Below are 25,827 nucleotides of genomic sequence, written 5' to 3'. Positions count from 1 at the left end.
CCCTGCACGTCGCACGAGCAACCCCACCTCCCACAAGGAGACTTCATGCGACTCCGGCTCCGCGGCAGACGCACTGCCGCCCTCGCGGCGCTCATGTCCCTCGCCCTCGCGGCCCCGGTCTCGGCGACCGTGTCGGCGACGGCGGCCTCGGGACGCGCACCCGCGCCCACCGCCGACGACGTACGGCAGTACGAGATCCACGTCGGCCACAACACCCCCGTCACCCGGACCGCGATCGCCGCGGCCGGGGTGAGCGTCGACGAGGCCGACGAGGAGACCGTGGTGGTCTCCGGACGCGCCGACCAGGCCCGCGCGCTGCGCCGGCTCGGCTACGACGTGACCCCCGTGACACCCGCGGCCTCCGCGCCCGACCGGTCGGCCGCCGGTGAGACGCGGCTGTACGACTTCCCATCGGCCGACTCCCGGTACCACAACTACGCCGAGACGACCGCGCAGATCGACCAGGCCGTCGCCGCCCACCCCGGCATCATGAGCAAGCGCGTGATCGGCCGGTCCTACCAGGGCCGTGACATCGTCGCCGTCAAGATCAGCGACAACGTGGCCACCGACGAGGCCGAGCCCGAGGTGCTGTTCACCCACCACCAGCACGCCCGTGAGCACCTGACCGTGGAGATGGCGCTGTACCTGATCCGCGAGTTCGGCAACGGGTACGGCACGGACCCGCGGATCACCGCCATGGTCGACGGCCGTGAGATCTGGATCGTCCCCGACCTCAACCCGGACGGCGGCGAGTACGACATCGCGACCGGCTCCTACCGCTCCTGGCGCAAGAACCGGCAGCCCAACTCGGGCTCCTCGTACGTCGGCACGGACCTCAACCGCAACTGGAACTACCGCTGGGGCTGCTGCGGCGGCTCCTCCGGCTCCACCTCGTCCGAGACCTACCGCGGGGCGTCCGCCGAGTCGGCGCCCGAGGTGAAGGTGGTCGCCGACTTCGTGCGCAGCCGGGTCGTCGGGGGCAAGCAGCAGATCACGGCCGGGATCGACTTCCACACCTACAGCGAACTGGTGCTGTGGCCCTTCGGGTACACGTACTCCGACACCACGACCGGCATGACGGCCGACGACAACGCGGCGTTCAAGGCCGTCGGGCAGAAGATGGCCGCGAGCAACGGCTACACCCCGGAGCAGTCCAGCGACCTGTACATCACCGACGGGTCCATCGACGACTACCTCTGGGGCACGCAGAAGATCTTCTCGTACACCTTCGAGATGTACCCGACGTCCAGTTCCGGCGGCGGCTTCTACCCGCCCGACGAGGTGATCGAGCGGGAGACGGCACGCAACCGGGACGCGGTGCTGCAACTGCTGGAGAACGCCGACTGCATGTACCGGTCCATCGGCAAGGCCCAGCAGTACTGCGGCCAGTGAGGCTCCCGGCCGTCGGTCACTCGGCCTCGAAGTAGGCGTCGAGGACCGCGTCCAACTGCTCCTCCCACTGCTTGAAGTCGGACCTGGCCTTCGCCTCGATCTCGATCGGGTACCAGCGGCTGTCGGGCGTGTGGACCGTGACGGTGAACCGCTTGCCGAAGCGGGCGGTCTCCGTCTCCACCGCGCCGATCTCGTCCCAGCGGAACTCGCAGCCCTGGTCGTCGAGGGCCAGGCGGACGCCCCGGCGGTCGGCGACGATCCGGGCACGCCGGTCGGCGGCCTCGAACACCGGGCCGTCGCCGGCGGGTTCACCGTCGGCGTCGGCCTCGGCGTCGGCTCTTCCGCCGTCGTCGGCCACGGCGGTCGCGGCGGGCTCGTCCGTCCCGTCAGGACCGTCGGCCTCGACCGCCGCGTCGGTGTCCTCGGGCTCCGGCGTCCCCGCGGCTCCCGGGGCCTTGTCGCTCGCCTCGGCGGCGGCGGCCGGGGCCGGGGCCGCGGCTGCCGCCTCGGCCTTCCCGTCGGGGCCGGCCTCCTGCGGCCGTGCGTCCTCCGGCAGTTCACCGGCCGGGGCGGTGAGCCCGGGGATGAAGGCCGGGTCGAAACCGGCGCCCTTCACGGGCACGGCCTTCAGGGGCTGGCTGCTCGAACCTCTGCGCTGCTCCACAGCGGGCAGTATGGTCGACATTCCTGTGCCGTACACAGCCAGCCCCGACTTCGTTATCAGACTCCTACACGAACCACCCGGTCACACCACGAGGCTGACGGTCGCGGCCACCACGAACCCGGCGACCGACAGCACGCTCTCCAGCACCGTCCAGGTCTTCAGGGTGTCCCGCTCGCTGATGCCGAAGTACTTGGCCACCATCCAGAAGCCGCCGTCGTTGACGTGCGAGGCGAAGATGGACCCCGCCGAGATGGCCATGATCACCAGGGCCGTGAAGGCCTGCGAGTGGTGGCTCTCCGCCAGCAGCGGCGCCACGATGCCGGCCGTGGTGACGATCGCGACCGTCGCCGACCCCTGGGCGACCCGCAGCACCAGGGAGATCAGGTACGCCAGGACGATCACCGGCAGGCCGACGTCGTGGAAGGTGTCGGACAGGGCCTGCGCCACCCCGCTCGCCTTCAGCACGGCGCCGAAGACGCCGCCCGCGCCGACGACCAGCAGGATGTTGCCGATCGGCTTCAGCGAGGCCGTGGACACCGTCTCCAGGGACTTGCGGGACCAGCCGCGCCGGATGCCCAGCAGGTAGTAGGCCAGCAGCAGGGCGATGGTCAGGGCGACGAAGGGGTGCCCGAAGAACTCGATGACCGAGCGGCCCGTGGAGGGGTCGAGGGCGATCGAGGAGAACGTCGCGGCGAGGATGAGCACCAGCGGCGTACCGATGATGGCGAGGACCGTGCCGAGCGGCACCGGCGCCTCACGGGGCTCCACACCCGAGGCCCGCTGCTCGTCCAGGACGGCCTGCCTGGCGTCGGCCGCGGCCTCCACCATGTCCTGCGGCACGGCGACGAAGATGCGGCGCCCGATCCAGGCGGACCAGGCCCAGGCGGCCAGCACGGCGGGGATGCCGCAGACGACGCCCATCAGGATGACCCAGCCGAGGTCGACGTGCAGCAGTCCGGCGGCGGCCACCGGGCCGGGGTGCGGGGGCAGGAAGGCGTGGGTCATCGACAGGCCCGCGAGCAGCGGCAGGCAGTACAGCAGGATCGACTTGCCGCCCCGCTTGGCGGCCGCGTAGACGATCGGCGCGAGGACGAAGATGCCGACGTCGAAGAAGACCGGGATGCCGAAGATCAGGCCGGTCAGGCCCATGGCGAGCGGGGCGCGCCGTTCGCCGAAGAGGGCGAGCAGCCGGGAGGCCAGCACCTCGGCGCCGCCGCTGACTTCGAGGACCGCGCCGAGCATCGTGCCCAGGCCGATGATGACGGCGACGTGGCCGAGGATGCCGCCCATGCCGGACTCGATGGTGGAGACGGCGTCGGAGCGCTGCACGGTGCCGAAGAGCTCGGTCACCGACAGGCCGGCCAGCAGGCCGACGGCTATGGAGACGGCGAGCAGCGCGACGAACGGCTGGAGCCTGACCTTGATGATCAGGAACAGCAGCAGCGCGATGCCGACGGCGGCGACGGTGAGCAGTCCGGGGGTGCCGTCGAGGAGCAGGAGCAGGCCACCGGTGTGCGGTGGGGTCGCGGCGGGGGCGGGCGCGGCGAGCGGGAGGGACATACGGGGGTCCTCTGCGTGACTGGGGTAAGTGCATGGAGCTTTCGGGCAGGGGGCATCGCGGCGCGGCGCCCCGGGCGGGGGCGCCGCGCCGTCGTACAGCGGGGGGGAGGGAGGGGGAGCGGTGGCTCAGCCGAGGACGGCGAGCGCGTCGATCTCGATGAGGAGGCCGGCGGGCAGACCGACGTAGACGGTCGTGCGGGCGGCGGGCGGCTGGGTGAGGCCCTGCTCCTCGAAGTAGGCGTTGTAGATCTCGTTCATCTCGGCGAAGTGGTCCACGTCGGTGAGGTAGACGCGGATCATCATCACGTCGTCCCAGCTCGCGCCGCCCTCCTCGAGGATCGCCTTGACGTTGGCGAGGGTCTGGAGGGTCTGCTCGCGCAGGGTGGGGCCGGCCGGGGTCGGGGCCTTGCCCTCCTCGGCGGGCAGGAAGCCGACCTGGCCGGCGACCTGGAGGATGTTGCCCTTGCGCACCCCGTGCGAGAACTTCGCCGGCGGGGTGGTGTGGGTGGCGGGGGTCAGCGCGGTCTTGTCGGTCATGCGGGGTCCTTTACTGGCGTTCTTCCGGAGTACTCGCCGCTGATGGCGTCCGCGGTGCGGCGGACCAGCGGCAGCAGGGCGAGGAGTTCGTCGGAGGTGACGACGACGTTCGGCGCGGACACCGACATCGCGGCGACCACCCGGCCGTCCGCGCCGCGGACGGGGGCGGCGACGCAGTTGATGGACTCCTCGTGGCCGCCGAGGTCGGTGGCCCAGCCCTGTTCGCGCACCTTGGCGAGCTCCCGGAGGAACGCGTCGGCGTTCGGCGTCGAACGGGCCGTGTAGAGGGGGTAGTCGAGCTTCTCGGCGACGGCGCGCCGCTCGGGTTCGGGCAGGTCGGCGAGGAGCAGCTTGGCGACGGCGGCGACCGTGATGGCGACGGGCTTGCCGATCCGGGAGTACATGCGCACCGGGTAGCGGCTGTCGACCTTGTCGATGTAGAGCACCTCGCCCTCCTCGTGCACGGCGAGGTGGACGGTGTGCCCGCAGGTCTCGTTGAGGCGGACCAGGTGCGGATGGGCGATCTCGCGGATGTCGAGGTTCTCCATCGCCTCCTGGGCGAGGGCGAAGAGGCGGGCGCCGAGGCGGTAGCGCTGGTCGGACTGGCGGTAGACGAAGCCGTGTTCGTGCAGGGTGCGCAGCAGGCGCAGGGCGGTGGACTTGTGGACGCCGAGGCGCTCGGCGACCTGCCCGAGGTCGGCGGGGCCCTCGGCGAGCAGCGGCAGGATGCTCAGCGCGCGGTCGACGGTCTGGCTCATGGGGTGGCTCCCTCCTCCTCGGCCTGCTCGGCGTGCGTCCAGCCGGGGCCGAGTCGAAGTGTCCCCCATGCCGTGTCGTCGACGGCGGCGAGCCGGTCGGCGTGGGCGCGGCCGGGCGGCGCGGCGAGGTCGCCGGGGGTGGTGAGGGCGGCGGCGGCCCACAGGTGGCCGTGGCGCAGGCGGGCGGTGAGGGGGAGCCCGCGCAGGGTGGCGGAGAGGAAACCGGCGGCGAAGGCGTCACCGGCGCCGACCGCCGCGACCACGTCGACCCGCGGGGGACGCACGAGGGTGGCGGTGCCGGTGGCGTCCTCCGCGTCCTTCGGGGGTTCCTTGTCGAGCACGACCGCGCCGCCCCTGCCCAGCTTGACGACCAGGAGGGCCGGTTCCGGGAGGGCCTCCGCGATGGCGCGTGCGCCGTGCAGGCCCCACGCGTCCCGGGCCTCGTCGGCACCCACGAACACGATGTCCGCCCGGCGGGCCAGCTCCAGCAGTTCCCGTGCGTCCGCGGGCGACCGCCACAGCCCCGGCCGGTGGTTCACGTCGAACGACACCAGCGGCCGCCCGGGGCCGGGCGCCGTCAGCTCGTGCAGCAGTTCCCGGCAGCCGTCCGACAGCGCCGCGGTGATCCCCGACAGGTGCAGCACCCGGCCGGCGCGGGCCGCCGCGAGGTCGACCGTGGCCGGGGACATCGCGGAGGCGGCCGAGCCGGCCCGGTAGTACGCCACCTCGTGGGCGTCGGTGCCGCGGTCCCCTGCGGTGCGGAAGTACACGCCGGTCGGGCGGTCCGGGTCCCGCTGGACGCGGGTCACGTCGACGCCGTAGGAGCCGACCGTCTCCACCAGGTGGTCGCCGAAGCCGTCGGTGCCGACCCGGCTGACCCACCGCACGCGGTGCCCGGCCGCGGCCAGCATGCAGGCGACGTTGGACTCGGCGCCGCCGATGGCCCGGTCGAAGGAGGGGACGTCGGCGAGGCGGCCGGGCCGGGTGGGCAGGAACGTGACCATGGACTCGCCGAGCGCCACCACGTCGAGGGCGCGGGCGCGGGCGCCGTCGTCGCCGGGTGCGTGGCGGGGGGCCGGGGTGGTCACGATGGTCGTGGCTCCTTCGGTGGGCGGGGCCGGTTCGTTGACCCGGCGTTGGCCGAGATGTTAGACAGCGGTGAGCGATATACGCAATGAACGTTGCATACATTGCAACGCACCTGATCAGGGAGGCTCCCATGAGCAGCGACGCTGTCGCCCGCCTGGCCGACGAACGGGTCGACCACCGCTTCAAGGGCCTCCCCCCGGACGCCGACGGGCTCACCGTGGGCGAGCTGGCCCGCCGGCGCCGCAACCTCTTCACCGACGGCTTCGCCACGCCCGTGCTCGCGCTGTCCGCGGAGCGCCTGGAGCACAACCTCGCACTGATGGAGACCTACGCGGCCCGGCACGGCCTCGCCTTCGCCCCGCACGGCAAGACCACCATGGCGCCCCAGCTCTTCCGGCGGCAGCTCGAGCGCGGCGCCTGGGGCATCACGCTGGCCGTGCCCCACCAGGTGCGGGTGGCGCGGGCGTTCGGCGTCCGGCGGGTGTTCCTCGCCAACGAGCTGGTGGACGCGCCGGCCCTGCGCTGGATCGCCGCCGAGCTCGCCGCCGACCCGGACTTCCGGTTCGTCTGCTACGTCGACTCGGTGCGCGGCGTCGAGCTGATGGACGCGGCGCTGACCGGCACGGCCCGCCCGGTGGACGTCGTGGTGGAGCTGGCCGCCGGCGAGGGCGCCCGCACGGGGGTGCGCACCGAGGCCGAGTGCGTGGCCGTCGCCGACGCGGTGGCCGCCGCACCGGCGCTGCGGCTCGTGGGCGTCGCGGGCTACGAGGGTGAGGTGCCGCGGGCGACGCCGGAGCGGGTGCGCGCCTGGCTGCGGCAACTGGTCGGCCTGGCCGCCGGCTTCGACGCGGCGGGACGGTTCGCGGGCCTGGACGAGATCGTCGTGAGCGCGGGCGGCAGCGCCTGGTTCGACGCGGTCGCCGACGTGTTCGCCTCGGTCCCCGCCCTGTCCGCGCCGGTGCTGAGGCTGCTGCGCTCGGGCGCGTACGTCTCGCACGACGACGGGCACTACCGGCGGCTGACCCCGTTCAACCGGGTGCCCGAGGAGGGCGCGCTGGAGCCCGCGTTCCGGCTGTGGGCGCAGGTCGTCTCCCGGCCGTCCCCGGAGCAGGCGTTCCTCAACGCGGGCAAGCGCGACGCCGCGTACGACCTGGACCTGCCCGTCGCCCAGGTGGTGCGGCGGGACGGCACCGAGCGCCCGGCCGCCGGCGTCGAGGTCACCGCCCTGTCCGACCAGCACACCTGGCTGCGCACCGGCCCGGAGGCGGACCTGGAGGTCGGCGACTGGGTCGGGCTCGGCCTGTCCCACCCGTGCACGTCGTTCGACAAGTGGCCGCTGATCCCCCTCGCCGAGGCGGACGGCACCGTGGTCGACTACATCCGTACCTTCTTCTGAGAGGAGCCCGCCATGGAGGACCTGGTCATCCGGGACGCCGACGTCGTCGACGGCACCGGCGCGGACTCCTACCGCGCCGACGTGGTGGTCGACGGCGGCCGGATCGTCGCGATCGTCAAGGAGGCGGCCGCCGCCGGCTGCCAGCGCCCGGACGCGGTGCGGGAGCTGGACGCGGAGGGCCTGGTCCTGTCCCCCGGCTTCATCGACATGCACGCGCACAGCGACCTGGCCCTGCTGCGCGACCCCGACCACAGCGCGAAGGCCGCGCAGGGCGTCACCCTGGAGGTGCTCGGCCAGGACGGGCTGTCGTACGCGCCCGTGGACGACCGCACGCTCACCGCGGTGCGCCGGGCGATCGCCGGCTGGAACGGGCCCGGCGACGACGTCGACTTCGACTGGCGCTCGGTCGGCGAGTACCTGGACCGGCTCGACCGCGGGATCGCGGTGAACGCCGCGTACCTGATCCCGCAGGGCACCGTGCGCGCGCTCGTCGTCGGCTGGGAGGACCGCGCGGCGACGCCCGCGGAGCTGGACCGGATGCGCGCGCTGGTCGCCCAGGGCCTGGAGGAGGGCGCCGTGGGCCTGTCGTCGGGACTGACGTACACGCCCGGCATGTACGCCCGCGACGCCGAACTCACCGAGCTGTGCCGGGTGGTGGCGCGCTACGGCGGCTACTACTGCCCGCACCACCGCTCCTACGGGGCGGGCGCCCTGGAGGCGTACGAGGAGATGGTGGCCCTGACCCGGGAGGCGGGCTGCGCGCTGCACCTGGCCCACGCCACGATGAACTTCGGTGTGAACGAGGGCCGGGCGCCCGAGCTGCTCGCGCTGCTCGACCGGGCGCTCGCCGAGGGCGCCGACATCAGCCTCGACACCTACCCGTACACCCCGGGCTGCACCACGCTGGCCGCGCTGCTGCCGAGCTGGGCGAGCGAGGGCGGCCCGCAGGAGGTGCTGCGGCGGCTGGCCGACGAGGCGACGGCGGAGCGCATCCGGTACGACCTGGAGGTCGTCGGCTCGGACGGCTGCCACGGCGTGCCGGTCGACTGGGACACCGTGGAGATCTCGGGCGTGACCGACCCGGCCCTGGCGCCGTACGTGGGCCGCACGGTCCTGGGGGCGGCGCGCGAGCGCGGCGAGGAGCCGTGGGTGACGGCGCGGCGGCTGCTGCGGGAGGACCGGCTGGCGCCGACGATCCTGCAGCACGTGGGCCACGAGGAGAACGTCCGCGCGATCATGCGCCACCGGGTGCACACCGGCGGCTCGGACGGCATCCTGCGGGGCGCCAAGCCGCACCCGCGGGCGTACGGCACGTTCCCGCGCTACCTGGGCCACTACGTGAGGGAGCTGGGGGTGCTGTCGCTGGAGGAGTGCGTGGCGCACCTGACCGGGCGTCCGGCGGCCCGGCTGCGGCTGCCGGACCGCGGGCTGGTGCGCGAGGGGTACCGGGCCGACCTGGTCCTGTTCGACCCGGCGACGGTGGCGGCGGGCGCCACCTACGACGATCCCCGGGCGCTGCCCGTGGGCATCCCGCACGTCCTGGTGGACGGGCGCTTCGTGATCGAGGACGGGCGGCGCACGGACGTCCTGGCCGGGCGGGCGGTGCGGCGGACCGCCCACCCCTAGCCGTCGGCGTCCTACGGCTTGGGCAGGGTGCAGCCGCTCGCGCTCAGGTTGAGCCGGTTGCCCGTGGTGAAGCAGGCCGGGATCTGGTAGGTCTCCTCGGCGTAGTTGATGCCCTGACGGACCGTCACCGTGCCGTTCTGGTCGACCTCGCACGGGTTGTTCACCGTGCAGCGCTCGCCGTCCTCGTTGCCGGTGTTGTTGACGGCGACGACCTTGCCGGTGGACTGGTCGATCACCGGCGAGCCGGAGGTGCCGCCGATGGTGTTGCAGGCGGAGGTGTAGCGGACCGAGTCCTTCCAGGTCCAGTCGCCCTCCTTGAGCCGGTACACGAAGCCGTCGATGTTGCAGTTGTACAGCCGCTTCCAGTACCCGGAGGCCACGGTGATCGCGGTGCCGGCGACGGGGTGGGTGTCCTGCACGGTGAGGGCGTTGATGCCGTAGGTGCCGCGGATCGACGCGTACGTGGTGGTGGTGCGGTAGATCGTCACGTCCGTGTCGGTCATGGTCGAGTAGACGACCTGGTTGGCGCGCAGCGTGCCGACCCGGGTGCCGGCGGAGTTCAGCAGCCCGAAGCTGCGGGTGGAGGACTGGCCGGTGATGACCTGGCCGGGCGACGGGAAGCCGGTCTCCAGGCAGTGGCCGTTGGTCAGCACCAGCGCGGGGTCGGTGTCCACGGAGGCGGGGAAGCGGATCACCGAGCCGGAACAGTTGCTGAGCGAGACGGTCCCGGCGAAGTTCACCGCCTGCAGGGTGGGTGACGCGGCCTTGGCCCGCTGGGCACCGGCCGTGTCCGCGGGCGCTCCGGAGGGAGCGGCGACCGCGGGTGCCGCACCCGCCCCGGCGATGGCCAGGGCGAAGAACGCGGCGACGAGAGGCTTTCTCATGTGGGGTCCCCTCTAGCGACGGGGGCGACCGGAGATCTTCGAGCCGCCCACAGATTTGTCATGCGCATTGTTAGCGCCCAGAGGGTCCGCGACAAGGAGCCGTTTTCGGCCGGGGGGTCTCTTCCGCTACCGCCTCTTCCACCCCTTGCCCCGGCCGTTCCCCCGGCCCGGTGTCCAGGACGAGGACGGGGAGTCGGTGGCCGGGGCCGACGTCGACGGTGAGGGTGGAGAAGAGGGGGACGGGGTGGGCTGTGCCTGGTGCCGGGCTGGGGTGCTCGGGGACGGGGTGGGGGGCGGGTCGCTCGGGCGGGAGGGGGCCGCCTCACTCGATCGGGTGGTCGTCGGGGTGCCGGTCGCGGACGGCGGCCCGGACGGCGCCGCGCTCTCGGACGCCGACAGCGTCCCGCCGGTCGGCCTGCTCTCGCTGCCGCCGCCGGACGAGGACCCCGAGAGGGAGACGCCCGCCACCAGCGCGGCCACCGACACCGCGCCCACGGCGCCCGCCGTCACGACGCCCCGGCGCGAGCGCCACCCGGTGGCCCGCCGGCGGGCCCGCCGCCGCTCCGCCCGCCCGCCCGCGCCGGGTTCCGGCGCGAGACGGGGCAGTTCACGCGTGTCGTCGTAGGCCGAGCCCGCCCAGCCGTGGGCCGCCGCCGGGTCGGCGTACTCCTCGTACGAGGGGGCCTCGGCGGTGTGCGGCAGGTAGACGTTCCCACCGTTCTGGCCGGGGGGAACGTCGGACGGGTTTGGCATGAACGCGCATTGTAGGGACGGGAGGGGCCTGTGGGACAGCGGTGGGACATATCCCCCCGAACCGCCGCGTCTCACGTGGCGGAAAACACGCCGCGGGACCCGGGAGCGGGCCGTAAGCTCCCAGACATGCAGGTGATCCAGTCCACGAAGCTCGCCAACGTCTGTTACGAGATCCGGGGTCCGGTGCTCGAGGAGGCGATGCGGCTGGAAGCGGCGGGTCACCGCATCCTCAAGCTGAACACCGGCAACCCGGCCGCCTTCGGCTTCGACTGTCCGCCGGAGATCCTCGAGGACATCCTCCGCAACGTCTCCACCGCCCACGGCTACGGCGACGCCAAGGGCCTGCTCGCGGCCCGCCGCGCGGTCGTCATGCACAACCAGACCCTCGGCATCGAGACGGACGTCGAGCACGTCTTCATCGGCAACGGCGTCTCCGAGCTGATCGTGATGGCGATGCAGGGCCTGCTGGACGACGGCGACGAGGTGCTGGTCCCCGCCCCGGACTACCCCCTGTGGACGGCGGCCGTCTCCCTGTCCGGCGGCACGGCGGTGCACTACCGCTGCGACGAGCAGTCCGACTGGATGCCGGACCTCGCGGACGTCGAGCGCAAGGTCACCGACCGCACCAAGGCCATCGTCATCATCAACCCGAACAACCCCACGGGCGCGGTGTACGACGAGGCGGTGCTCAAGGGCCTGACCGACATCGCCCGCCGCCACAACCTGCTGGTCTGCTCCGACGAGATCTACGACAAGATCCTCTACGACGGCGCCCGGCACACGCCCACCGCCGCGGTCGCCCCCGACCTGCTCACCCTCACCTTCAACGGCATGTCGAAGGCGTACCGGGTGGCCGGCTACCGGGTCGGCTGGATGTCGATCTCCGGCCCGCGGGCGCACGCCGACTCCTACATCGAGGGCCTGACCATCCTGGCGAACATGCGCCTGTGCGCGAACATGCCGGGACAGCACGGGGTGGTCGCCGCGCTCAGCGGACGGCAGACGATCAACGACCTGGTCCTGCCCGGCGGGCGCCTGAAGGAGCAGATGGACACGGCGTACGAGCTGCTGACCCGGATCCCCGGGGTGACCTGTGTGCGGCCCAAGGGCGCGCTGTACCTCTTCCCGCGCCTCGACCCCACGGTGTTCAAGATCAAGGACGACCGGCAGATGGTCCTCGACCTGCTGCGCAGCGAGAAGATCATGGTCGTGCAGGGCACCGGGTTCAACTGGCCCGAGCCGGACCACTTCCGGGTGGTGACCCTGCCGACGGTGACGGACCTGCGGGACGCGGTGGGACGCATCGGGCGCTTCCTGGACGGCTACGGCCAGACCTGAGGCACCCGTCCCCGCCGAGCGGGCGGGACGGTTCCGCTTTTGTGGACAGCTCAACTTTAGACAGAATCTAAGCTAGGATGTCTTCCTGAAGCACTGGGAGGCCATCCATGTACGAACCGATCCGCACCAAGTCGGTGCACAGCACGGTGGCCGGCACGCCCTCCGACTTCCCCCACCGCTCCCGCGAGGAGGAGCTGGACATCCAGCTCTCGGGCCACCTCGCCGCGCTGCTCGCCGTCACCGACGAGCTGCGGGCCCTGGCGCCGTCGGCCGACCTGGACGCCGCCGGTGAGCGGCTCGCCGGGCAGGTGGCACGGCTGCGGGGCGGCCGTCCGCCGGTGCGCGCGGCGGGCTCCGGCCGCGCGGCCGACGCGCCGTCCCTGCACCGCCGGGCCCACGCGCTGGCGGGGCGCGCCCTGGTCGTCGCGGCGTCCCGCGCGGACACGGCGGCGGCGATCCTGGCGGCGGAGCGCATGGACGCGCACGGCGCTGCGCTGGCCGGGGCGCGGTCGCTGAGTCCCGCCGGCTGATCCCGGTCACCCGGGATCCCCCTGACGGCCCCGGTCCGCGTGCACCCGCAGCGTCGCGCGGGCCGGGCGCCATGCACTGCGTGGCTTGAGCGGGCGGTTCCTCCGTGGTGCCGGTGGCTGTGGCCTGCCGTGGGCGGGTGGGGGCGCTGCGCCGTGGGGGCTTCGGTGGGGATGGCGGCCGCGGGTTCGTCGTGGCTCGTCGCGCCGTTCCCCGCGCCCCTGAGGGGGCTGCGGTGGAGCCCTGTTCCGAGGCGCCGGCCGTCGCCGTCGCCAGCCGTGTCGTAACGGGACCCGGGTGTCATCCTCCGTTCACTCCTCGCCGTGGGGAATGTCGGATTCCGCGTGGAGTGTGCGGGGTGTGAGACGTATCGCAGGGATCGTCCTCGCGGTTCTGCTGGTCGGTGGCGTGGTGGCCGCCGTCGTCGCGGGCCGCAGCGATGGGGACACGGGCACGGCAACGAAGACCGTGCGCATGGTGATCGGGTCCGAGAAGGCCGAGTACTTCGCGGACCCCGACGTGGTGAAGGCCCTCGCCGCCAAGGGCTACACCGTCAAGGCCGAGACCTCCGGGTCCTGGGCCATGGAGGGGCTCGACCTGAAGGGGTACGACCTCGCGTTCCCCTCCAGCCAGGCACCCGCCGCCGAGCTGGCCGGCCGCCACGAGGTGCGCGGGACGCTCCCGCGGCCGTTCTACTCGCCGCTCGTCGTCGTGGCCCACCGCGACGCCGCCCGGGTGCTGGCCGCCAACGGCCTCGCCACGCTCGCCACCGGGCACCGCGGCACGCTGAGGATGACCGCCTACCTCGACGCGGCCCGCCACGACCGCACCTGGCAGCAGCTCAAGGGAGCGGCGAAGTACGGGGAGTTGAGCGGGACGCTGTTCGTCTCCTCCACCGACCCGGAGTCCTCCAACTCGGGTGCCCTCTACCTCGCCGCCGCCTCCTACGTCGACAACGGCGGCCGGGTCGTCGCCGACGCCGCCGGGATCGACCGCACCGCGCCCCTGCTGAAGAAGCTCGTCACCGTCCAGGGCGCCCAGCAGACCAGCTCCGACGCGGTCTTCCGGGACTTCGTCAGCGGCGCGGGCAACCCGCTCGTCCTGGTCTACGAGTCCCAGGTCGCCTCCCTGCTGGCCGGCGGACAGCGGCCCGACGACCTGGTCGTGCTCTACCCGGACACCACGGTCAACAGCGACCACACCGCCGTACCGCTCACCGAAGACGGCCGGGCGCTCGCCGAACTCCTCGGCAGCGACCCCGCGTTGCGCCGGCTCGCGGTGCGGCACGGCTTCCGCCCGCAGGGCACCGCCACCGGGTTCGCCCCGGCCGGCACCTATCTCCAGCAGGAACTGACCGGCGTCAAGCAGGCCCCCGTGCCCACCTCCGCGGTGCTGCACGAGATGGCCCGCCGGGCGCGCGGATGACGGGGGACCAGCACATATGACAGAGATGACAGACAGGACAGGCGCGTCCGGCGGAGCGGGGGGCGCCGGACTCGACGGCGGGTTCACGCTCACCCCGCCCGAGCCCGTGGCGTCCGTGCCGCGGGAGAAGGCCGGCGGGCTGGTCCCGGTCGCCGACGGGGTGCGCGCCGAGATGGCCCGCAAGGCCGCCGAGTACGTCGACGGCCTCGCCGCCCTCGACGCCCGCTCCCCCGAGTTCGCCGGCCGGGTCGGCGAGATCACCGCGCTCGGCGCGGGCGAGATGCGGGCCGCCGCCGCCCAGTCCAACCGCATGCTGGAGCGCGCCGTGCGCTCCCTGCCCGACCAGGGCGGCGACGCCCAGGCCAAGGTGGCCGGCTCGCTCGTCGCACTGCGCCGGGTCGTGGAGGACCTGGACCCGCGGGACGTGCCCGCGGGCCGGGGCCGCCGGCTGCTGTCCCGGCTGCCCGGCGGCAACAGGCTGCGCGACCACGTCGCCAAGTACGCCTCCGCGCAGGGCACGTTGAACCGCATCGTCGGCGCGCTGCGCGGCGGCCAGGACGAACTGCGCCGGGACAACGCCGCGTTGCAGACCGAGCGCACCCGCCTGTGGGAGACGATGGGCAAGCTCCAGGAGTACGTCGTCCTCACCGAGGCCCTCGACGCGGCCGTCGAGCGGCACGTCGCCGGCGTCGCGGCGGCCGACCCGGAGCAGGCCGACGGCCTGCGGGCCGATGTGCTCTTCCCGGTCCGGCAGAAGCACCAGGACCTGCTCACCCAGCTCGCCGTGTGCGCCCAGGGCTACCTCGCCATGGACGTCGTGCGCCGCAACAACGAGGACCTGATCAAGGGCGTCGACCGGGCGGCCACCACCACCGTCTCCGCCCTGCGCATCTCGGTGATGCTGGCCTCCGCCCTGGACCACCAGAAGAAGGTGATCCAGCAGGTCGACGCGTTGCGCGGCACCACCGAGGACCTCGTCCGGGGCAACGCCGAGATGCTGGCGGGCCAGAGCGGGGACATCCAGCGCATCGCCGCCGACCCGGCGGTCGGCGCGGAGACCCTGCGCACGGCGTTCCAGCAGATCTACCGCACGCTCGACACGATCGACACCTACAAGGCGCGGGCGACCGAGGCGATGGCGACGACCGTGGAGAACCTCACCGCCGAACTCCAGGCGGCGAGCGGCCGCCTGGAGCGCAGCCGCTCCCAGGGCGCAGGGGAGGGCGGGCTGTGACGACACGACTCCGGCCGTACCGGCCCGGACGCCTCCTCGCCGCCGCGCTCGCGGCGGCGGCCCTCCTGACCGGCTGCACCGCCTCCGGGCAGCAGACGGACACCGACCCGGACGCCGCCCGGCCCGGCACCCTGCGCGTGCTCGCCTCCAGCGAGCTCAGCGACATGACCACGGTCCTCGCCCAGGTCGCCCGCAGCACCGGCGTCACCGTGCGCCCCACCTACATGGGCACCCTCGACGCCGTCGACCTGCTCGCCCGGGGGAAGGCCGACGGCCGGTACGACGCCCTGTGGCTGTCGTCCGACGACTACCTGCGGCTGCGCCCCGACGCGGCGCGCAAGGTCGTCTCCGAGACGCCGGTGATGTCCAGCCCGGTCGCCGTCGGCGTCCGCCCGGCCACCGTGCGGGCCCTCGGCTGGAACCCCGCCGACGTCACCTGGACCGACGTCGAACAGGCCGTACGGTCCGGGCGGCTGACGTACGGCATGACGGACCCGGCGCGCTCCAACTCGGGCTTCTCCACGCTCGTCTCGGTGGCCTCGGCGCTGTCCGGTGCGCAGTCCGCGCTCACCGACGCCGACGTGCGCGGGGCGACCCCGCGGCTGAAGGAGTTCTTCCGGGGCCAGAAGCTCACGTCGGGCTCGTCGGGCTGGCTGGCGGGCGCCTACCGGCGGCGCGGCGACGTGGACGCGCTGCTCAACTACGAGTCCGTCCTCGAGGGCATCCCGGGTCTGACCGTGATCCGCCCGGCCGACGGCGTCATCACCGCCGACTACCCGCTGTCCTCGCTCGCCTCCACCGGCGCCGCGGCCCGCGAGGACGTCCGGCGGGTCACCGAGGCGCTGTGCTCGGCGCCGCTGCAGAAGCTCATCACCGACACCACGCACCGCCGCCCGGTCGTCCCCTCGGTGCCGCCGGGCGCCGGCCTGGACACCGCCCGCCGCCGCGAACTGCCCTTCCCGGGCACCCGGTCGGTGGCCGACGGGCTGCTGGACGCCTACGAGAACGACCTGCGCCGGCCCTCGCGGACGGTGTACGTGCTGGACACCTCCGGCTCGATGGAGGGCGACCGCCTGGCCCGGCTGAAGACGGCGCTGACCGGGCTCACCGGCGACTTCCGCGACCGGGAGGAGGTGACGCTGATGCCGTTCGGGTCGGACGTGAAGGACGTGCGCACCCACGTCGTCGAGCCGGCCGACCCCGGCCGGGGCCTGCGGGCGATCCGCGCGGACACCGACGCCCTCGCCGCGGACGGCAAGACCGCGCTCTACACGTCGCTGGAGAAGGCGTACGACCACCTCGGCGGGGACCGGGACGCGTTCACCTCGATCGTGCTGATGACCGACGGCGAGAACACGACGGGCGCCAAGGCGGGCGACTTCGACGCCTTCTACCGGGGCCTGGCCGCCGACCGCCGCCGCATCCCGGTCTTCACCGTCCTGTTCGGCGACTCCGACCGCGAGGAGCTGGAGCACATCGCCGGCCTGACCGGCGGCCGCCTGTTCGACGCCCGCGACGGCTCGCTGGACGGCGCGTTCGAGGAGATCCGTGGCTACCAGTGACCGCGTCCTCGGCTACCTGGAGTCCCGCAAGAACCTCATGGGCGGCGCGTGCGGGCTGCTGGGCCTGGTCCTGACGTTCACCGGGGTGGCCGGACCCTACTGGCCCGTGGTGGTGGCCGGGCTCTACGGCGCGGGCGCCCTCCTCGCCCCGCCGGAGCGGCCCGCGGTGCCGGACTTCCCGACGCCGTCGGACCGGCTGGAGGAGCTGCGGGCCGACCTGGCCCGTCTGAACGGCTACCTCGGCGACGTCGGCCTGCCGCCTTCGGTGGCGCCCCGGGTCACCGAACTGACGTCGTTGCTGGGGGCGTTGCTGGAGCCCGGGCAGGGTGCCGACGCGCTGGCCCAGGACCCCGAGGGCCTGCACACCGTGGCGAGGACCGTGCGCCAGGACCTTCCCGAGGCGGTCGACAGCTTCGTACGGGCCCGGTGGTGGAACCGGCTCGCGCCGGGCCAGGAGTCGCCGGAGCGGCACCTGGACCGCCAACTGGGACTGCTGGCACGGGAGACGGTCGCCCTGGCGGCGGTGCTCAAGGAGGCGGACGCCCGGCGGCAGGAGACCCACACCCGCTACCTGGAGGACCGCTGAGGGTCTCCCGGGAACGGGCGAGGGCCCGTCGCCGTGCTCCCGTCGGGGCGGACGGGGGCACGGCGGCGGGCCCGTGGCCCCGCACGCCGTTGTGCGGGACCTCGCCGGTCGGCACCGCGGCCGGCCCGTGACGATGTTGCTGGTCAGGGCACACTCGGAAGACCGGCCGCGGAGTTCGGGGGGAGCGGTGGCTCAGCCGAGGCGCTCCACCAGCGCGTGGTACTGGTCCCACAGCTCCTTCGGGGTGTGGTCGCCGAAGGTGTTGAGGTGCTCCGGCACGAGCGCCGCCTCCTCGCGCCACACGTCCTTGTCGACGGTCAGCAGGAAGTCGAGGTCGGACTCGGACAGGTCCAGGCCCTCGGTGTCGAGGGCGCCCTTGGCCGGCAGGACACCGATCGGCGTCTCGACGCCCTCGGCCCGGCCCTCCAGGCGCTCCACGATCCACTTCAGGACGCGGGAGTTCTCACCGAAGCCGGGCCAGACGAACCGGCCCGCGTCGTCCTTGCGGAACCAGTTGACGTAGTAGATCTTCGGCAGCTTGGACTGGTCCTTGTCCTTGGCCACGTCGACCCAGTGGGCCATGTAGTCGCCCATGTTGTAGCCGCAGAACGGCAGCATCGCGAACGGGTCGCGGCGCAGCTCGCCGACCTTGCCCTCGGCGGCTGCGGTCTTCTCGGAGGCCACGTTGGCGCCGAGGAAGACGCCGTGGTTCCAGTCGAAGGACTCGGTGACCAGCGGTACGGCGCTGGCGCGGCGTCCGCCGAAGAGGATCGCGGAGATCGGCACGCCCTTGGGGTCCTCCCACTCGGGCGCGATGATCGGGCACTGCGCGGCCGGCACGGTGAAACGGGCGTTGGGGTGCGCGGCCGGGGTCGTGGAGTCGGGCGTCCAGTCGTTGCCCTTCCAGTCGGTGAGGTGGGCCGGCAGCTCCTCGGTCATGCCCTCCCACCACACGTCGTTGTCGTCGGTGAGCGCGACGTTGGTGAAGACGGCGTTGCCCCACAGCGTCTTCATCGCGTTGGCGTTGGTGTGCTCACCGGTGCCGGGCGCGACGCCGAAGAACCCCGCCTCGGGGTTGATGGCGTACAGGCGGCCGTCCTCGCCGAAGCGCATCCAGGCGATGTCGTCGCCGATGGTCTCCACCGTCCAGCCGGAGACGGTGGGTTCCAGCATGGCGAGGTTGGTCTTGCCGCAGGCGCTGGGGAAGGCGGCGGCCACGTACTTCGACTCGCCCTGCGGCGGGGTGAGCTTGAGGATCAGCATGTGCTCGGCGAGCCAGCCCTCGTCGCGGGCCATGACGGAGGCGATGCGCAGGGCGTAGCACTTCTTGCCGAGCAGGGCGTTGCCGCCGTAGCCGGAGCCGTAGGACCAGATCTCGCGGGACTCGGGGAAGTGCGAGATGTACTTGGTGGAGTTGCAGGGCCACGGCACGTCCTCCTGGCCCTCCTCCAGCGGCGCGCCCAGGGTGTGCACGGCCTTGACGAAGAAGCCCTCGGAGCCGAGTTCGTCCAGGACGGGCCGTCCCATGCGGGTCATGGTGCGCATGGAGACGGCGACGTAGGCGGAGTCGGTGATCTCGACGCCGATCGCGGACAGCGGGGAGCCGAGCGGGCCCATGCAGAAGGGCACGACGTACATGGTGCGGCCGCGCATGGAGCCGCGGAACAGGCCCTGCTCACCGGTGAAGACCTCCCGCATCTCGGCGGGGTCCTTCCAGTGGTTGGTGGGGCCGGCGTCCTCCTCCTTCTCGGAGCAGATGAAGGTCCGGTCCTCGACGCGCGCGACGTCGGTCGGGTCGGAGGCGGCGTAGTAGGAGTTCGGGCGCTTGATCGGGTCGAGCTTGCGGAAGGTGCCCTTCGCCACGAGCTCGTCGCACAGCCGCTCGTACTCGGCCTCGGATCCGTCGCACCAGACCACGGCGTCCGGCTGGGTCAGCTCCGCGATCTCGTTGACCCACGAGATCAGTTCCTGATGAGTGGTCGGGGTGACGGGGGGAGCCGCGATGTCGCGCGCCACGATCGCTCCTAGGTGAGGGATTTTGTCCTTGTCTGCCCCGTGGGGGCCGCGACCCGGATGCCGCGCCGCCTCCCTGGCTGCGCTCATCCGGTGCCGACCGCACTCATTTGATCCTCCGACGGACGGGCCCATCTGTCCAGAGGAGGTCACAGATGAGCGGAGTGAGGCTCGCCACGTGCACGGCGTTCCTTTGCGTCCACTTGGCGTTCAAGGGGGCGTTCTTTGGGCGAACCGCGGGTTTCACCAAAGAAACGAGGGCGAACAGCCCCTGTGGAAGCACAAGATGACGGCCGTTCGCGGCAGGTGAGGCGGGGGCTGATCCATGACTTACGGCTCCGTAAGTAAAATTCGGCGTATGACTGCGCCCGTCCCCGACGTGCCCTCGGACTCGCCGGCCGCCGGCCGCCGTTCCGGTGCGCGCTCCTCCTCCACCACGCCCTCGACCGCCCACCAGTTCGCCCAGCAGGTCAAGCAGCAGGTCGCCGAGCACCTCACCGAGCCGATCAAGCCGAAGCTGCGCGGCTGGCTGCACCTGGGCATGTTCCCGGCCGCGCTGATCGCCGGCCTGGTGCTCACCGCGCTGGCGGACTCCCCCCGCGGCCGGATCGCCTGCGGCATCTACGCCCTGACGGCCTGCCTGCTGTTCGGCGTGAGCGCCCTGTACCACCGGGGCGACTGGAGCCCGCGCATGGACGGCATCCTGCGCCGGCTGGACCACGCCAACATCTTCCTGATCATCGCCGGCACCTACACCCCGCTGACCCTGCTGCTCCTGCCGGGCGTCAAGGGCCGGTGGCTGCTGTGGGGCATCTGGGCCGCCGCGGGCGCCGGCATCGTCTTCCGGGTCTTCTGGGTGGGCGCGCCGCGCTGGCTCTACACGCCCTGCTACATCGCGATGGGCTGGGCGGCCGTGTTCTTCCTGCCCGACTTCCTGCACGCCGGCGGCCTCGCCGTGCTGATCCTGGTGATCGTCGGCGGTCTGCTCTACAGCGCGGGCGGCATCGTCTACGGCATCAAGCGCCCGAACCCCTCACCGCGCTGGTTCGGCTTCCACGAGGTGTTCCACTCCCTCACGCTGGCCGCGTTCGCGGTGCACTACGTCGGCATCTCGCTGGTGGCGTACCAGCACGCGTGACGCGCCACGCGTGAGGTGCCCGCACCCGACCGAAGGGCCACGGCTTCCCGCCGTGGCCCTTTTTCGTGCGCCGAACCGACTGACTTCCTCTCTCAATTGACAGGACTCGGCTTTTGACAGTTACTCTCACTTCATGGACACCTTCACTCCGGACCCCCGTCGCTGGTGGGCCCTCGCCGCCCTGGTCGCGAGCATGCTGACCCTGGGCTTCGACACGACGATCCTCAACGTGGCCCTGCCGACCATGGCCGCCGACCTGGGCGCCACCACCGGCGAGCAGCAGTGGATGGCCGACGCCTACGTCGTCGTCTTCGCCGCGCTGATGCTCCCGGCCGGTCTGCTCGGCGACCGCTTCGGACGGCGCCTGATGCTCGTCGTCGGACTCGGGATCTTCCTGGCCGGCTCCCTGGCCGGCGCGCTGGCCGGCGGGGTGGGGACGGTGATCGCCGCCCGCGCCGTGATGGGCGTCGGCGCGGCCCTGGTCACCCCGCTCGCGCTCTCCGTGCTGCCCTCCCTGTTCGCCCCCGAGGAGCGCGCCAAGGCCGTCGGCATCACCTCCGCCGCCTCCGCGCTGGGCCTGCCGCTCGGCCCGATCGTGGGCGGCTGGCTGCTGAACCACTTCTGGTGGGGCTCGGTGTTCCTGGTCAACGTGCCCATGGCCGCCGTCGGCATCGCCGCCTGCCTCTTCCTGCTCCCGGAGACCCGGGACCCCGCCTCCCCCAAGGTCGACGCGGTGTCCACCGCGCTCACCGCGACCGGCCTCGCCGCCCTGGTCTACGGGATCATCGAGGCACCCGGCCGCGGCTGGGGCGACGCGCTGGTGCTGGGCGCCCTCGGGGGGTCCGTCGTCCTCCTCACCGCGCTCGTCCTGCGCGAACGCCGCGTCGAGCGGCCCATGCTCGACATGACCCTGCTCGCCCACCGCGGCTTCCTGCTCAACACCGTCGCCGCGACCCTGGTGATGTTCGTCCTGTCCGGCCTGCTGTTCGTGCTGCCGCCCTACCTCCAGGCCGTGCTCGGCCACGACGCCCTCGGCACCGGGCTGCGGCTGCTGCCGATGATGGGCGGCCTGCTGGTCGCCTCGCGCACCGCCCCGCAGCTCACCGCGCGTTTCGGCGCCCGCGCCGCGGTGACCGCCGGCCTGGTCGTCCTCGCGTTCGCCGCGTTCCTCGGCAGCGGGACCACGACGGACTCCGGCTACGGCTTCACCGCGCTGTGGCTGTCCGTCACCGGGCTCGGCTTCGGCTTCGCGCTCATCCCCGCGATGAACAGCGCCCTGGACGCCCTGCCCCGCGACCGCGCCGGCAGCGGCTCCGGCCTGCTGATGACCCTGCGCCAGGTGGGCGGCGCGATCGGCATCGCCCTGCTCGGCAGCCTGCTCGCCGGCACCTTCCGCGACCGCCTCGACACCGGCGGGCTGCCGCCTCGGGCCGCCGGCACCGCCGGGGACTCCGTGGTCGCCGCGCACCTCGTCGCCGAGCGGGTGGGCTCCGCCGACCTGGCGGCCTCCGCCGACAGCGCCTACGTCCACGGCATGGGCGTCGTGCTGCTGGTGTGCGGCGTCGCCGCCCTGGTCTCGGCGCTGCCCGCGGCGGCCTTCCTGCCGGGCGCGCCCCGGCCGGAGCGGGCGCCCGCCGTGCCCGTCATGGCTGGCGAGGAGGCCGATGCCCGACAATGACGTCCATGACGCCCGTACACACCTCCTCCGCGGCGGACGGTCCCCGGCTGGGCCTCCGGGAACGGAAGAAGATCAAGACCAGGACGGCGATCCGTGAGGCGACCTACGCCCTGATCGAGGAGCAGGGGTACGAGGCCACCACGATCGAGCAGATCGCCGAGCGGGCCGAGGTGTCGCCGTCCACGGTCTTCCGGTACTTCCCGACCAAGGAGGACATCGTCCTCACGGACGAGTACGACCCGCTGATGCTCCAGGAGCTGCGCTCGCGTCCCGCGGACGAGCCGTGGACGGACTCCGTGCGGTACGTCGTCGGCCGGGCCGTCCAGATGTCCGACCAGGACCTGGAGGTCACCCGGCTGCGGGCGCACCTGATGAACCAGGTCCCGGCGGTGCGGGCCCGGATGCTGGAGACCATGTCCGTCACCGGCCGGATGCTCGCCGAGGCCGTCGCCGAGCGCGCCGGCCTCGGCACGGACGACCTGGAGGTACGGGTCTACACGATGTCGTTGATCGGGGGCCTCGCGGAGGTCTACCAGTACTGGGCGGAGGGCGGCATGCGCGAGGACCTGCACGGCCTCCTCGACCGCGCCCTGACCGTGCTCGAGCAGGGGTTCCCGGCGAAAAAGCCCTGAGGTCGGCCCGCCCGCGCGTGTCATCCTGGCCTCGTGACCGCACCCGAGATCCACGTGGACGTCGCCCCCGAGCTGGCCCTGTTCGTCCCGCACGCCCGGCGCCACGGCAGCACGGCGCTCGCCGTCGACGGCGTCTCCACGCTCGGCCACGTCGTCGAGTCGCTCGGCGTCCCGCTCACCGAGGTCGGCGCGCTGGTCGTCGACGGCCGCCGGGTGCCGGCCGGGCACGTCCCGGCGGACGGCGAGTCGGTGAGCGTCCGGCCCGTCACCCGCCCCCAGCGGGTGCCCGGGGCGCCCCTGCGCTTCCTGCTCGACGTGCACCTGGGCACCCTCGCCCGCCGGCTGCGGCTGCTGGGCGTGGACACGGCGTACGAGTCGACGGACATCGGCGACCCGGCGCTGGCCGCGCGGTCGGCCGCCGAGCAGCGGGTGCTGCTCAGCCGCGACCGGGGCCTGCTGCGCCGCCGCGAGCTGTGGGCGGGCGCGTTCGTCTACAGCACCCGCCCCGACGACCAGCTCGACGACGTCCTCGGCCGCTTCCGCCCCGAGCTGCGCCCCTGGACGCGCTGCACCGCCTGCAACGGCCTGCTGCGCGAGGCCACCAAGGACGAGGTCGCCGACCAGCTCGCCCAGGGCACGCACCGGACGTACGACGTGTTCGCCCGGTGCGGCTCCTGCGGCCGCGCGTACTGGAAGGGAGCCCACCACGAACAGCTCGAGGCCATCGTGCACCGCGCGGTGACGGAACACGGGGGGCACGGCTAGGCCGTGTCTTTCGGATCAGCCCGATACGGACCGACGACAACGCAGCAGATGTGCGTGCCAAGCCCCGCGGCCCCGGGGTGATCCGAAAGACACGGCCCAGCCCGGCGTACGGGGCGCGGTGCGCCCGCATCCGGGACGCCGTCAGCCGCCCAGGCTCCTGCGCAGGTGCTCCGGGTCCGTCGTCGGGGCGTCGCAGGTGAAGTTGCGGCACACGTACGCCGCCGGCTCGCCGCCGACCAGGGGGCGGTCCGCGAGGAGGGGGAACTCGTCGCTGCCCGCCGTGCCCCAGGCGAGGACCGCGCCCGGCGCCGTGCCGAGCAGGGCCGTGCGGTGCAGCAGGCGGGTGGCGGGGTCGTCCAGGGCGGGGCCCACGACCGCGACCTCCTTCGGCCCGTCGAGCAGCGCCTCCGCCACCGCGAGCCCCCAGCCGATGAACCGGGGCACGCGCGGGCCGAGCGCCTTGACGACGCCGAGCGCCCTCTCGGCGGCCACCCGGTGCGGCTCGGACCCGGTGTGCGCGGCGTACGACAGCAGCGCGCCGGCGGCCGCCGTCCAGCCGGAGGGCGCGGCGTTGTCGGTCGGGTCCTGGGGGCGCCGGATCAGCCGCTCGGCGTCCGCGGCCGTGTCGAAGAGGGTGCCGTCCTCGCCGACGAACCGGGTCAGGACGTGGTCGAGCAGCAGCCCGGCGAAGTCCAGCCACACGCCCTCCCCGGTCACCGAGGCCAGCGCGAGGAAGCCCTCGGCGACGTCGGCGTAGTCCTCCAGCACCCCGGCGTTCGCGCCGGCCCGGCCGTCCTTGCTGGTGCGGGCCAGCCGCCCGTGCTCGTCGAGGTGCACCCGCACCAGCAGGTCGGCGGCGGCGAGGGCGGCCTCCACCAGGTCGGGCCGCTCGAAGCAGGCGCCGGTCTCGGCGAGCGCGGCGACGGCCAGCCCGTTCCAGGCGGCGACGACCTTGTCGTCCCGGCCGGGCGCCGGGCGCGCGGCCCGCGCGGCGAGCAGCCGCACCCGTACCGACTCCACCCGCGCCGCGTCGAACACGCTGTCCTGCTGCGGCAGCTGCAGCACGGACGCGCCCTCCTCGAAGGTGCCCTCCTCGGTCACCCCGAAGTACCGCGCGGCGAGTTCGGCGTCGTCGTGCAGCACCTCGCGCAACTGCTCCGGCGTCCACACGTAGTAGGCGCCCTCCACGTGCCGGCCGGTCCCGTCGTCGCTGTCGGCGTCCAGCGCGGAGGCGAACCCGCCCTGCTCGGTACGGAGTTCGCGCACCATGAAGTCGGCGGTCTCCAGGGCCACCCGGCGGGCGAGCTCGGAGCCGGTGCTGCGCCACAGGTGCGTGTACACCCGGCACAGCAGCGCGTTGTCGTAGAGCATCTTCTCGAAGTGCGGGACCACCCAGTCCCGGTCGACGGAGTAGCGGGCGAAGCCCCCGCCGAGCTGGTCGTAGATGCCGCCGCGCGCCATCCGCTCACAGGTGTCCCGTGCCATCTCCAGGGCGCCCTCGGCGCCGGTGCGGGCGTGGTGGCGCAGCAGGAACTCGATCACCATGGACGGCGGGAACTTGGGCGCCGCGCCGAACCCGCCGCGCTGCGCGTCGTACTCCCGGGTGAGCGCCAGCAGCGCCTGCGCCAGCTCCTGCTCGCCGGGGGCATCGGTGCCGCCGAAGGCGAGCTCCCGCTGGGCGAGGTCCCGGACGATCTTCCCGGCGACCTCGGTGACCTCGTCGTGCCGCTCGTTCCACGCCTGGGTCACACCGGCGAGGACCTGCCGGAAGGACGGCATGCCGTGCCGGGGCACGGGCGGGAAGTAGGTGCCGAAGTAGAACGGCTCGGCGTCGGGCGTGAGGAACACGGTCATCGGCCAGCCCCCGTGCCCGGTGGCGGCCTGCACCGCCTCCATGTAGACGGCGTCCACGTCGGGCCGTTCCTCGCGGTCGACCTTGACGTTGACGAAGTGCTCGTTGAGGTAGTCGGCGGTCGTGCGGTCCTCGAACGACTCGTGCGCCATCACGTGACACCAGTGGCAACTGCTGTACCCGACGCTCAGCAGCACCGGCAGGTTGCGCCTGCGGGCCTCGTCGAACGCCTCGTCCGACCAGGGCCACCAGTCGACCGGGTTGTCGGCGTGCTGGAGCAGGTACGGGGACGTCTCTAGGGCCAGTCGGTTCGCCATGTCTCCCATCCTGCCGCAGTACCCCGCACGGCACCGCTCAGGCACCCCGGCACCGCCCGGGCCCGGTCCGGCGCCGCCACGCACCCTCGCCGCGGCGCGC

At 73.2% G+C, this 25,827-nt stretch carries 22 protein-coding genes; 13 read left to right on the top strand and 9 right to left on the bottom strand.

Annotated features, from left to right (window positions below; all coding sequences use genetic code 11):
* Nucleotides 1-45 precede the first annotated feature (45 nt).
* Nucleotides 46-1,392, top strand: a complete 1,347-nt coding sequence (locus E4U92_RS04135; RefSeq protein WP_137298859.1) for a M14 family metallopeptidase — start codon at nucleotides 46-48, stop codon at nucleotides 1,390-1,392.
* Between the two features lie 16 nt (nucleotides 1,393-1,408).
* On the opposite strand, the gene E4U92_RS04130 is transcribed toward E4U92_RS04135, so the two are convergent.
* From E4U92_RS04130 to E4U92_RS04110, 5 genes are all read right to left on the bottom strand, one after another.
* Nucleotides 1,409-2,077, bottom strand: a complete 669-nt coding sequence (locus tag E4U92_RS04130) for a hypothetical protein (RefSeq protein WP_137298858.1) — start codon at nucleotides 2,075-2,077, stop codon at nucleotides 1,409-1,411.
* Nucleotides 2,078-2,137: 60 nt separating this feature from the next.
* Nucleotides 2,138-3,616 carry a GntP family permease gene (locus tag E4U92_RS04125; RefSeq protein WP_137298857.1) on the bottom strand — a complete coding sequence of 493 codons (1,479 nt, stop codon included), beginning with the start codon at nucleotides 3,614-3,616 and terminating at the stop codon, nucleotides 2,138-2,140.
* Between the two features lie 126 nt (nucleotides 3,617-3,742).
* Entirely contained in the window at nucleotides 3,743-4,153 is a 411-nt protein-coding gene (locus E4U92_RS04120) for a RidA family protein (protein ID WP_137298856.1), read from the bottom strand.
* The gene (locus tag E4U92_RS04115) at nucleotides 4,150-4,911 is read right to left on the bottom strand and encodes an IclR family transcriptional regulator (RefSeq protein ID WP_137298855.1); all 762 of its coding nucleotides are present in this window, start codon (nucleotides 4,909-4,911) and stop codon (nucleotides 4,150-4,152) included. The genes E4U92_RS04120 and E4U92_RS04115 overlap by 4 nt, the downstream gene beginning before the upstream one ends.
* A complete protein-coding gene (locus E4U92_RS04110) occupies nucleotides 4,908-5,915 on the bottom strand; it encodes a sugar kinase (RefSeq protein WP_137298930.1) in 1,008 nt (335 codons plus the stop codon). The genes E4U92_RS04115 and E4U92_RS04110 overlap by 4 nt, the downstream gene beginning before the upstream one ends.
* A gap of 215 nt (nucleotides 5,916-6,130) precedes the next feature.
* Between E4U92_RS04110 and E4U92_RS04105 the strand changes: the two genes are divergently transcribed.
* Entirely contained in the window at nucleotides 6,131-7,396 is a 1,266-nt protein-coding gene (locus tag E4U92_RS04105) for an amino acid deaminase (RefSeq protein ID WP_137298854.1), read from the top strand.
* 12 nt (nucleotides 7,397-7,408) lie between these two features.
* On the top strand, nucleotides 7,409-9,022 hold the full coding sequence (locus tag E4U92_RS04100) for an N-acyl-D-amino-acid deacylase family protein (protein WP_137298853.1): 1,614 nt from the start codon (nucleotides 7,409-7,411) through the stop codon (nucleotides 9,020-9,022).
* 11 nt (nucleotides 9,023-9,033) lie between these two features.
* Here the strand turns inward: E4U92_RS04100 and E4U92_RS04095 are convergent, their stop codons facing one another.
* On the bottom strand, nucleotides 9,034-9,906 hold the full coding sequence (locus E4U92_RS04095; protein WP_137298852.1) for a trypsin-like serine peptidase: 873 nt from the start codon (nucleotides 9,904-9,906) through the stop codon (nucleotides 9,034-9,036).
* A 126-nt stretch (nucleotides 9,907-10,032) separates the two neighbouring features.
* Nucleotides 10,033-10,659 carry a hypothetical protein gene (locus E4U92_RS04090; protein ID WP_137298851.1) on the bottom strand — a complete coding sequence of 209 codons (627 nt, stop codon included), beginning with the start codon at nucleotides 10,657-10,659 and terminating at the stop codon, nucleotides 10,033-10,035.
* Nucleotides 10,660-10,785: 126 nt separating this feature from the next.
* Between E4U92_RS04090 and E4U92_RS04085 the strand changes: the two genes are divergently transcribed.
* The 6 genes from E4U92_RS04085 (at nucleotide 10,786) to E4U92_RS04060 (ending at nucleotide 17,332) form a co-directional block, all read left to right on the top strand.
* Entirely contained in the window at nucleotides 10,786-11,997 is a 1,212-nt protein-coding gene (locus E4U92_RS04085) for a pyridoxal phosphate-dependent aminotransferase (RefSeq protein WP_137298850.1), read from the top strand.
* A gap of 107 nt (nucleotides 11,998-12,104) precedes the next feature.
* On the top strand, nucleotides 12,105-12,527 hold the full coding sequence (locus tag E4U92_RS04080; protein ID WP_137298849.1) for an SCO4983 family protein: 423 nt from the start codon (nucleotides 12,105-12,107) through the stop codon (nucleotides 12,525-12,527).
* Between the two features lie 358 nt (nucleotides 12,528-12,885).
* The gene (locus E4U92_RS04075; protein WP_137298848.1) at nucleotides 12,886-13,950 is read left to right on the top strand and encodes a hypothetical protein; all 1,065 of its coding nucleotides are present in this window, start codon (nucleotides 12,886-12,888) and stop codon (nucleotides 13,948-13,950) included.
* Between the two features lie 25 nt (nucleotides 13,951-13,975).
* Nucleotides 13,976-15,184, top strand: a complete 1,209-nt coding sequence (locus tag E4U92_RS04070) for a toxic anion resistance protein (RefSeq protein WP_137298847.1) — start codon at nucleotides 13,976-13,978, stop codon at nucleotides 15,182-15,184.
* Nucleotides 15,181-16,746, top strand: coding sequence for a vWA domain-containing protein (locus E4U92_RS04065; RefSeq protein WP_137298846.1), 1,566 nt, complete (start codon nucleotides 15,181-15,183; stop codon nucleotides 16,744-16,746). The genes E4U92_RS04070 and E4U92_RS04065 overlap by 4 nt, the downstream gene beginning before the upstream one ends.
* A complete protein-coding gene (locus E4U92_RS04060) occupies nucleotides 16,733-17,332 on the top strand; it encodes a hypothetical protein (RefSeq protein ID WP_229863068.1) in 600 nt (199 codons plus the stop codon). The genes E4U92_RS04065 and E4U92_RS04060 overlap by 14 nt, the downstream gene beginning before the upstream one ends.
* A 192-nt stretch (nucleotides 17,333-17,524) precedes the next feature.
* Here E4U92_RS04060 and E4U92_RS04055 read toward each other — a convergent pair whose 3' ends face one another.
* Nucleotides 17,525-19,348: a phosphoenolpyruvate carboxykinase (GTP) gene (locus E4U92_RS04055; protein ID WP_137298845.1), complete on the bottom strand. Its 1,824-nt coding sequence runs from the start codon at nucleotides 19,346-19,348 to the stop codon at nucleotides 17,525-17,527.
* 355 nt (nucleotides 19,349-19,703) lie between these two features.
* On the opposite strand from E4U92_RS04055, the gene trhA reads away from it, so the two are divergent.
* From trhA to E4U92_RS04035, 4 genes are all read left to right on the top strand, one after another.
* Entirely contained in the window at nucleotides 19,704-20,483 is a 780-nt protein-coding gene (trhA, locus tag E4U92_RS04050) for a PAQR family membrane homeostasis protein TrhA (RefSeq protein WP_137298844.1), read from the top strand.
* A 133-nt stretch (nucleotides 20,484-20,616) separates the two neighbouring features.
* The gene (locus tag E4U92_RS04045) at nucleotides 20,617-22,161 is read left to right on the top strand and encodes a DHA2 family efflux MFS transporter permease subunit (RefSeq protein ID WP_137298843.1); all 1,545 of its coding nucleotides are present in this window, start codon (nucleotides 20,617-20,619) and stop codon (nucleotides 22,159-22,161) included.
* Nucleotides 22,162-22,166: 5 nt separating this feature from the next.
* Entirely contained in the window at nucleotides 22,167-22,793 is a 627-nt protein-coding gene (locus tag E4U92_RS04040) for a TetR/AcrR family transcriptional regulator (protein WP_137298842.1), read from the top strand.
* Nucleotides 22,794-22,826: 33 nt separating this feature from the next.
* A complete protein-coding gene (locus E4U92_RS04035; RefSeq protein ID WP_137298841.1) occupies nucleotides 22,827-23,558 on the top strand; it encodes a Mut7-C RNAse domain-containing protein in 732 nt (243 codons plus the stop codon).
* A gap of 141 nt (nucleotides 23,559-23,699) precedes the next feature.
* Here E4U92_RS04035 and E4U92_RS04030 read toward each other — a convergent pair whose 3' ends face one another.
* Complete coding sequence (locus tag E4U92_RS04030; RefSeq protein ID WP_137298840.1) at nucleotides 23,700-25,727, bottom strand: thioredoxin domain-containing protein; 2,028 nt, start codon at nucleotides 25,725-25,727, stop codon at nucleotides 23,700-23,702.
* Nucleotides 25,728-25,827 lie beyond the last annotated feature (100 nt).

The sequence above is a fragment of the Streptomyces galbus genome, assembly GCF_005280195.1.
GTDB lineage: Bacteria > Actinomycetota > Actinomycetes > Streptomycetales > Streptomycetaceae > Streptomyces > Streptomyces galbus.
This window is presented reverse-complemented; position numbering and strand designations above follow the sequence as displayed.